The sequence below is a fragment of the Leptolyngbya sp. FACHB-36 genome (genome assembly GCF_014695955.1).
Classification (GTDB): Bacteria; Cyanobacteriota; Cyanobacteriia; order Leptolyngbyales; family Leptolyngbyaceae; genus FACHB-36.
In genome coordinates, this window is record NZ_JACJPG010000423.1 from 1 (window position 1) to 8,264 (window position 8,264).

The window sequence follows — 8,264 nt, forward strand, 5'->3', positions numbered from 1 at the left end:
CAAGGAATCGGCGTGATTCCCTGGAGCCCGTTAGCGCGTGGCTTCTTGGCAGGCAATCGCCAACAGCAAGGCTACGGCAGCACCATCCGCGCCAAAACAGATGATTTTGCTCATAAGCTCTACTACCAGGAATCGGATTTTCAGGTGGTCGATCGCGTCATCGAGCTTGCCCAAAATCATGGAGTTCCTCCGGCTCAGATTGCCTTAGCGTGGCTGCTGCACCAACCGAGCGTGACAGCTCCAATCATTGGTGCGAGCAAACCGGGGCATTTAGAGGACGCGATCGCGGCAGTCGATCTCCATCTGACCGACGACGAGCAGGCGCAATTGGAGCAGCCCTATACGCCCCATCCAATTCTGGGTCACGGTTAACCGCACTTAAATTTTGTCTCTATTAAGCAAGACTAGAGGTAGAAATAATCGTGTTATTGTGCCTATCTGGACCACAAGCTGTTGCGTTCTGTGGTGAATCGACAGGGTTAATTCGCGATCGACCACTACAGGAACGATAGTGATGTAAGCTCAACCTACGCTAAACTACAAAAGTCTAAAAGCTGCACAGTGGTAGAAAATGATCGAGCCGTCGTCAAGCCACCGCCTGAAGCGACTGAGCAAACAGACGCTTGAGCTTTAGCGCGACGATCGTGACAGCCGCGCAACCCAAAATTGCTCTGCTGGTTAAATTGGGTTAGGCATCTCCAGGACGCCGTTTATTAACTAGCCTGCATCGGGGTAGAAAATTAGCGTTCGCAGTTCAATGCTTTCACGCGGTGGTGCATTTGGCGGACTGGTTGGATCGTCAAAGGCAGTATGAGCAGCGAACCGAGCGCGACCATCCTCCGCAGAGTCAAAGCACTTGATTAACAGCACCTCATTCGTTTGCACGTGCGGAAAATAAAACCAACGGTGCGCAGGATTGTACGTGATTGAGTAAGTTTCACCGACGCGATCGCGGTATAGGAGATCTCTAACAACGAGATCGGCTGGTGCAATGGTCTGCGCGTCGCATACAGCTAGGGGGGACTCTTGGACGGGTCCCGCGATCGATCTCCAAACATTGACCACGGCGAACCGATGACGCAGCAAAGTGTCAGCATCGTCTACTCCATGAGCCGCCAACGAAAGACGGGCACGAGTATAGCCAGATTTGGCTGTAAAGTCGTTATGTACTCGCTTGACTGGCTCGTGTGCGTTATCTTTGCCCTGCGCGGCTCGTGGAGCACTCCGGACGTTGTGATCAAATACCAGCACCTTTGTGGCACCCGTGAGGTCTTTGAGAAACTGCTCGACTTCTGGGTAGTAGACGCGACGAATCTCATCCTCGTCGTAGAAGTTGCGCACGGTGCTCTGCTGCTCGAATAGCGCGAAGCCTTGGTGATCGATCGATAAATCCTGCGCAATCGATCGAGCATTTCGGATTGGAAGCGTTAAGGGGTCGTAGGTGACGTTGTCGCGAAGAACACCGGGCGATGGCTCATAGGTGTAATAGATGGCTCGTTCTGCCATTGGGACCATGTAGTTAAGAACTGCCTCAACATAGGGCAGATTCTCCAACACGGGATTGTCTAGAACAGGGCTAGCTAGACTCATGGAGCTGTCCTCAAAAATTCAATTGGTGGTTTTCGATCGTGCGGTGGTTCGTAGCTTTAATGTTTGGAGCGTCTGCGGAATCGGTCGATCAACTTCTGAGCGCCTAGACATAGTTAAAGCAGACTGTCTGAGCGCGGCTTTCTCGGCAATATGACTCGGCTGTACAGAGGCAGGTGGGCAACTCCAATCACGGCTTGATACAGTACGAGCTAGCTGACAAAGCTTGAACAACTAGACGAGTAGCTGACCTCACTATCTAAGCAGTAGTACGGTTTGTCGAGCGACTTACCGTACGATAACTCAGAAGTATTACATAGCTGCTCTGGAAATACAAGTCCTTTTGCAAACAAAGTATTTGTATAACAATTGTTAGTAGTCTAACAAACTCGAATCACCGCAACCAACTGATATCAGAACGATGAACGCAATTACCCGCCGTGAATTTATTGCTACTGCTACGCTTGCCGCAGGGTTTGCCTTAGCCGTGCAGCCCGTGTCTAGTAAAACCATTACCACTGACGCCAAAGGACTGCTTGCAGGAGCAGTGAAAATTCCCGTCCAGGGAGGTGAGATTCCTGCTTATAGAGCCGTACCTGCCACAGGTAAAAATTTTCCGATCGTCCTTGTCATCCAAGAAATCTTTGGCGTTCACGCCCACATTCAAGATGTCACTCGTCGCCTTGCCAAGCTGGGATATTTGGCGATCGCGCCAGAATTGTTTGTGCGTCAGGGAGATGTCTCCAAGCTGAGCAGCGTTGATGAAATCCGTCAAGTTGTTGCCAAAGTGCCGGATGCTCAGGTGCTATCTGATTTGGATGCCACGGTGAACTGGGCAACAAAATCTGCTCAGGGCAATGTCAACAAGTTGGGAATTACGGGCTTTTGTTGGGGTGGGCGGATTACATGGCTGTACGCGACTCACAATCCCAAAGTGAAGGCGGGTGCGGCGTGGTATGGACGATTGGTTGGCAACGCAACAGAGTTGACGCCCAAGCATCCCGTTGATGTTGCACCAACGCTGCAAGTCCCCGTGCTTGGACTATACGGTGGCAAAGATACGGGCATCCCGCTTGAAACGGTAGAACAAATGCGCAATCGGCTCAAATCTAGCCGCAGCCAGTCCAAAATCATTGTCTACCCGGATGCGCCACATGCTTTTTTTGCCGATTATCGTCCCTCCTACCGCGAGGTAGACGCGAAGCAGGGCTGGCAGCAGCTTCAGACATGGTTTAAGCAGCACGGAGTTTAGAAGGCTGCGGGTCAATTGTGTGGCAATTTGCCTTACGCGGCTTGGCCCAAAGCACTGCCCGTAAACTGACTCCATAGAATATTCATGTGGCACACTTCGTGATTGATGGTGTCATTCGCTCTGAAACCCGTCAGGAACCTGCCGACAAGCCGGATAGTTTTCTTGACCCAGAGGCGATCGCCCAAACCTACTTAACTATTCTGCGACAGCCGCGCAGCGCTTGGACTTGAGAAGTCGAGTTGCGCCCGTGGGTTGAGGCATTTTGAGCTATCACTCTACCCTTCGTATTCACTGTCAATCTCAACCTCTAGCGTGTCTTCATCGATCCGCAGATACAAAATATTTGGGCGGCAGCAGACTTGGCAGTCTTCTACGTAGGACTGCTGTCCACCCGCACTCAGGTCAACAAACGTGGTGTTTTCTTCACCACAGTAGGCGCAATAGAACTCTGAAGTGGTCTGCATGACTTGAAAATTACGAGGGAACAGGGGCGATCACAGGCAGGCGTTCTTGAGCCGATCGCCCAAACAATTCTGTCGCGGTTGATAAATGCTTAATCAACGTTGTCTGCGGCAGAGGACCCCGCAAATGGCTCCACGGAAGCACCTGATCGAGTTGCCAATCTGAATGAACGTAAAACTCCAGGTTGGGCAGCGTCCCGCGCAGTTCTTTAAACGCGCGACGGTAGCTTCCTAACGAATCGCCGTAGTGTCGAGTTAGCTCTAGCAGATGGGACAGCCGTCGATCGCCCCGCGATAAGAGGGTCTGAATCACTGACCAGTTGTAACTCTCTGGACGAAAATCCATGCCTTGAGAGCGCAACTGCTTCTGCAACTGCTGCAATCGTTTCTCGGCTTGGCGATCGACGCCAAACCACTGGAACGGCGTATGTGCCTTGGGAACGAACGTGCTGCAGCCTAGTGTCAACCGCAGTCCGGGAGCCTGCCGCTTGATCTCGCGCATCATCGTCACCGTCTGGTCTACATCGTCCGCTTCCTCGCCCGGAACGCCGACCATGCCGTAGAGCTTAAGGCTGCTTAATCCTCCAGCTTTAGCATTAATGGCAGCTTGAATAATCTCGTCATTCGTCAGCTTTTTATTGATAATCTGTCGCAGGCGATCGGAGCCACTTTCCACAGCGATTGTGATCGATTTGCTGTCGTGTCGTACGAGGGTTTCTGCCAGCTTCGGTGTCACAGTGTTTGTGCGAACCGAGGATAGGCTGAGCCGGATATGGTCATATTCGGGGCGGTTCAAATAGTCCAAAAGAGCATCAAATTCAGGATGCTGTGATACCGAGGCACCGAGCAAGCCTAGTCGATCAGTGACTTCTAGCCCACGAGCGATCGCGGGGATCAGCGACTCCTCAACGCTAGCAACTCGAAACGGCAGTGTTAGGTAACTGGCAAGGCAGAAGCGGCACATTTCTGGGCAGCTACGGACCACCTCTATCATATAAATGTTTTCCCATGCCGCTTTTTCCGTCACCACAGTTGAAGCAGACAGCGTATTACCGCGATAGGTCTGTTTCTCAATCCACTCTGGAATTCCGACGTCGATCGGCTGAATTGACTGCACTGCACTATCAGAACTGTGGTACGTCACTTCATACAAGCTAGGCACATAAATTCCTGGCACCTGTGCCAAGTGCCGCAGTTGAGTGGCTCGATCGGTGTGGCGCACTGCTTGGTACGCCGCTACAAATTCGTGCAGCAGCAGTTCTCCATCACCGAGCAGAATGACATCAAAGAAGTCAGCAAAGGGTTCCGGATTCGCTGTCAGCACTGGACCACCGCCAAACACGATCGGGTGGTTAGCGCGATCGTTGGCACGAATGGGAATGTTTAGCCGCTCTAACAGGCTCAGAACGTTGACATAATCGAGTTCCCAAGACAGGGAAAAACCTAAAATCTCTGGGCTAGACGGCAATGGCTCCTGCACGTCGGTGAACAAGCGGCTAACCTGTAAATCTTGCCGAGACGCTAGCGTTGCCCATACAACCTGATAGCCCAAGCTGGTAATTCCCACGCTGTACTCGTTGGGAAACGCGAAAATTAAGGGAACTGCGTCTGTATCTGGAGCGATCGGCGTAAATAACAGACGTTCATCGGTAAACGGTGCAGACATTGAATCAAAGCCTGGAATGCAGAACTTGCGGCGCATTTCCAATCTATCGCAATCCGTTTCCGCCTGTTGTTCGGGTTGCCCACCTTAACCCCGCTGAAACCCTTTGCTGCTCTTCTTCTTGTCTTTGTCCTTTGGCTTTGACTTGCTGACTTCTGCTAACGCCTCCTGAAATAAGTTATGAAGATGCAGCGGTACGCTTGCAATTTCGGGTAAGTCTGGCTGTAAAGCTTTGCCAAATTCCTGCAGCAGTGCGTCTAAATCGGCTTGAAGATTAAACACTGGACGCTCAAGCGATGATCGCACCGCTGCTTCTAACTGAGTTGGATATTCCTCAGTTAGATGATGCCACACATATGCGTTAGTGCTGGCATCATCTAGATAGCGGCGGATCAGACGATCGCTGCCCTGAGTATCACCAGCTTTTAGCAATTCTCGTAATCGCGTGTGCTGCGGCAGAAACATCTGCCCCCAGCGAGGATGCGCCATTACCGTCACGCTTTCTGCCTTTTTCAATTCTGCTGGCAACTCAACCTTCGGCGTCACCATTTTAGTGACTGCTTCCTGGCTCTTCAGCATCGTCGAAACTGCTTTGGCATCCGCGCCCATCGATTCAGCGATGTCCTCCAATTCTTCTTCGTCCACGCCTGCCTCCTTCGCTATGTCCGCCAACGATTTTGACTCGTCGATCCCGGCGGCAGCAAGCTGCTTTTTCGTCAGCACCTCTTGAAACTCAGCAATTTTTTTGCCCAGTTGGTACCCTGGCATTGTAATTTCGTCGCTACCAAAGAAATTTAGAAAATCTTGATGGTAACGCTCTACAGATTTCCAGGCTTCCTCCAGTAGTTCTGGTGCGTCTGCATATAGAAAGTCCTTGTAGTTCTGCTTGAAGTTACCGATCGCCACTGCCAGTTTCGGCTTGCCTAAATTTCCCATTGGCGTACACGGTCCCGAAAACATCCAGTAGTCTTTGGTAACGGGCGAGATGCGCGTCAGCAGAATCTCGCCCAGCTTAAACCTCTGCATCTCTTGCAGCGTTTCTGGATCATTTGGCTTGACTGTGTACGGTTTGGCAGTCAGCCAGTTCATTAATTCAAAGCCGTCTGATAAACTTTCCTTGATTGAAAACAAGCCAATGAAGCTGCGCTGCCAAGAGCTCAGTAGTTGACGATCGTTCTCGGATAACTCGGAATGATCCTTAATAAACAAGTCGATCGGCGACTCACTCCCAACCTTGCCTTCGGTGAGGAAGCGATCAATGACCAGATTCTGCTGGTGCGTGTCTTGCTGCTGTGATCGAGCTAGCTGTTCTGCTGAGAAAGTTTCTAACGCCGACGCCAACTCACCTTCTGCGTCATACACGTAGTTGATAAGGGCTTGCTTGAGTTCGCGCGATCGTTCAAGAATTAAATCCACCATCTAACCTCAATAGTCACAATTGCCAACCTACGCTTGCAACCTGAGAATAAGCCAGCATCCAAAGGTTGATTGTTTTAGAAACCCAGACTGGGCCAGCTTAACGATGCGCCTCAGCCTTCTCAGTGTTCAACAGCGGGAAGCCCAACGCTTCTCGCTGCTGTAAATAAAGTTGTGCAACTTGTCGCGCCATATTCCGAATTCTACTAATGTAGCGTGTCCGCTCTGTTACAGAAATCACGCCTCTCGCGTCTAATAAATTGAACGTATGAGAGCACTTCAACACAAAGTCGAATGCAGGTAGCACTAGTTCCTTGCTCATCAGTCTCTCTGCCTCCTGCTCATACAGCTTAAATAGGGTGAACAGTAGCTCTGGCTCTGAGGCCTCAAAGTTATACTTCGAGCCTTCAATCTCGCTTTGTAGGTGTACATCGCCGTAGGTGAGCTCGTCGTTCCACTGAATATCGAAAATCGAGTTCACGCCTTGCAAATACATTGTCAAGCGTTCTAAGCCGTAGGTGATCTCGATCGACACTGGACGACAATCAATCCCACCACACTGCTGAAAATACGTGAACTGCGTTACCTCCATGCCATCTAGCCACACCTCCCAACCAACACCCCAAGCGCCAACGGCTGCATCCTCCCAATTGTCTTCCACAAACCGAACGTCGTGTTCCTCCGGCTGAATTCCCAACGCCCTGAGCGAATCCAGATAAACCTCTTGAATATTGTCCGGTGACGGCTTGATCAACACTTGGTACTGATAGTAGTGCTGCACTCGATTGGGGTTCTCCCCATAGCGTCCATCTGCCGGACGACGACACGGCTCCACATACGCGACCGACCACGGTTCAGGGCCGATCGCTCTCAAGAACGTATGGGGACTCTTCGTGCCAGCCCCTTTCTCCGTGTCATAAGGCTGCACGATCAAGCAGCCACGATCGCTCCAAAACTGATGCAGCGTTGCAATCACCGACTGAAAATTCACAAAACTCTCCCTAGACTCCAAGCAATTACCCTATTGTCGCTCAACTTGCAGCTTGGTTAATTTGATGGTGATTGAAGTTTGCTTCTCTACTCATGCCCGATTCAGGAATTGTCAGAGATTCAGTAATCGCAGGTGTGCTGAGTTCGGCGATCGCCTTTCTCCTATCCTTACTTGTACACGATTACCCCTACTCGTTTGTGAGTAGCTCTTACCTAAATTTTGCAGATTACTTAAAACGTGCTGCACTAGCGTGCCTCGCTCCTGGTGCATTTCCAGGTCTACTCAAGCTTCCATTGATCGCTGGAGCAACGCTTCGGGTAGAACCGCGTCTTCGCTGGCGACGATTCTTACTGACTACAGCAGCCTTGTTCTTACCTGAAACCTACTTCTACTACCAGCTATGGAATCTGAGTTTTCCTTTTGGATAGAGAAGCGAATTAACAAATCTCTGTTCAACTAGAGGCTCAGAGAGCGAAAGAGTACTCCTACGTAAAACAGTCAGCAGCCCAAACCACTTCTGCATCTAGCTTAGAAGCAATTTAGAAAAGATCTCAAAAATTCAGTTGACACTTCTATTTCTCTTCGCTATATTGAATAAGCGGCGAGGGAAGCGACGCGAAAGTGAAGCGACTCGAAGCGCCTGAACCTAGACAATATTATAGTTTGAAAGCCAGAATAGCATCAAATCCTCGTCAAGGAAATGGAAGTCCTACGAAGATTTCGATAGTATCGAGTCTTTGAGGCAACCGGAAACGATGAACTAGAACTTAAAGTTCTAGTCAGCCAACAAACCTCTACAACATGGAGAGTTTGATCCTGGCTCAGGATGAACGCTGGCGGTCTGCTTAACACATGCAAGTCGAACGAAGTCTTCGGACTGAGTGGCGGACGGGT

7 protein-coding genes, 1 rRNA gene and 1 pseudogene are annotated in these 8,264 nt (G+C 50.6%); 4 read left to right on the forward strand and 5 right to left on the reverse strand.

Going from position 1 to position 8,264, the window contains the following annotated elements:
- The coding region (locus H6F43_RS11855) for an aldo/keto reductase (protein WP_190342967.1) at positions 1-372 on the forward strand (372 nt) is incomplete at its 5' end.
- 345 nt (positions 373-717) lie between these two features.
- Here the strand turns inward: H6F43_RS11855 and H6F43_RS11860 are convergent.
- Positions 718-1,590 (reverse strand): CmcJ/NvfI family oxidoreductase, encoded by an 873-nt coding sequence (locus H6F43_RS11860; protein ID WP_190342968.1) that lies wholly within the window; start codon positions 1,588-1,590, stop codon positions 718-720.
- Positions 1,591-2,008: 418 nt separating this feature from the next.
- On the opposite strand from H6F43_RS11860, the gene H6F43_RS11865 reads away from it, so the two are divergent.
- Both H6F43_RS11865 and H6F43_RS11870 read left to right on the forward strand, forming a co-directional pair.
- On the forward strand, positions 2,009-2,839 hold the full coding sequence (locus tag H6F43_RS11865; protein ID WP_190342969.1) for a dienelactone hydrolase family protein: 831 nt from the start codon (positions 2,009-2,011) through the stop codon (positions 2,837-2,839).
- A 17-nt stretch (positions 2,840-2,856) separates the two neighbouring features.
- Positions 2,857-3,069, forward strand: a pseudogene (locus tag H6F43_RS11870) (oxidoreductase); the annotation flags it as partial.
- A gap of 45 nt (positions 3,070-3,114) precedes the next feature.
- On the opposite strand, the gene H6F43_RS11875 reads toward H6F43_RS11870, so the two are convergent.
- From H6F43_RS11875 to glyQ, 4 genes are all read right to left on the reverse strand, one after another.
- Positions 3,115-3,303, reverse strand: coding sequence for a CPXCG motif-containing cysteine-rich protein (locus H6F43_RS11875; protein WP_190342970.1), 189 nt, complete (start codon positions 3,301-3,303; stop codon positions 3,115-3,117).
- 10 nt (positions 3,304-3,313) lie between these two features.
- A complete protein-coding gene (locus H6F43_RS11880; protein WP_190342971.1) occupies positions 3,314-4,966 on the reverse strand; it encodes a radical SAM protein in 1,653 nt (550 codons plus the stop codon).
- A gap of 84 nt (positions 4,967-5,050) precedes the next feature.
- Complete coding sequence (locus H6F43_RS11885; protein WP_190342972.1) at positions 5,051-6,379, reverse strand: hypothetical protein; 1,329 nt, start codon at positions 6,377-6,379, stop codon at positions 5,051-5,053.
- Between the two features lie 100 nt (positions 6,380-6,479).
- Positions 6,480-7,370: a glycine--tRNA ligase subunit alpha gene (glyQ, locus tag H6F43_RS11890; protein ID WP_190342973.1), complete on the reverse strand. Its 891-nt coding sequence runs from the start codon at positions 7,368-7,370 to the stop codon at positions 6,480-6,482.
- Between the two features lie 798 nt (positions 7,371-8,168).
- Between glyQ and H6F43_RS11895 the strand changes: the two genes are divergently transcribed.
- Positions 8,169-8,264 (forward strand): 16S ribosomal RNA (locus tag H6F43_RS11895); the annotation flags it as partial.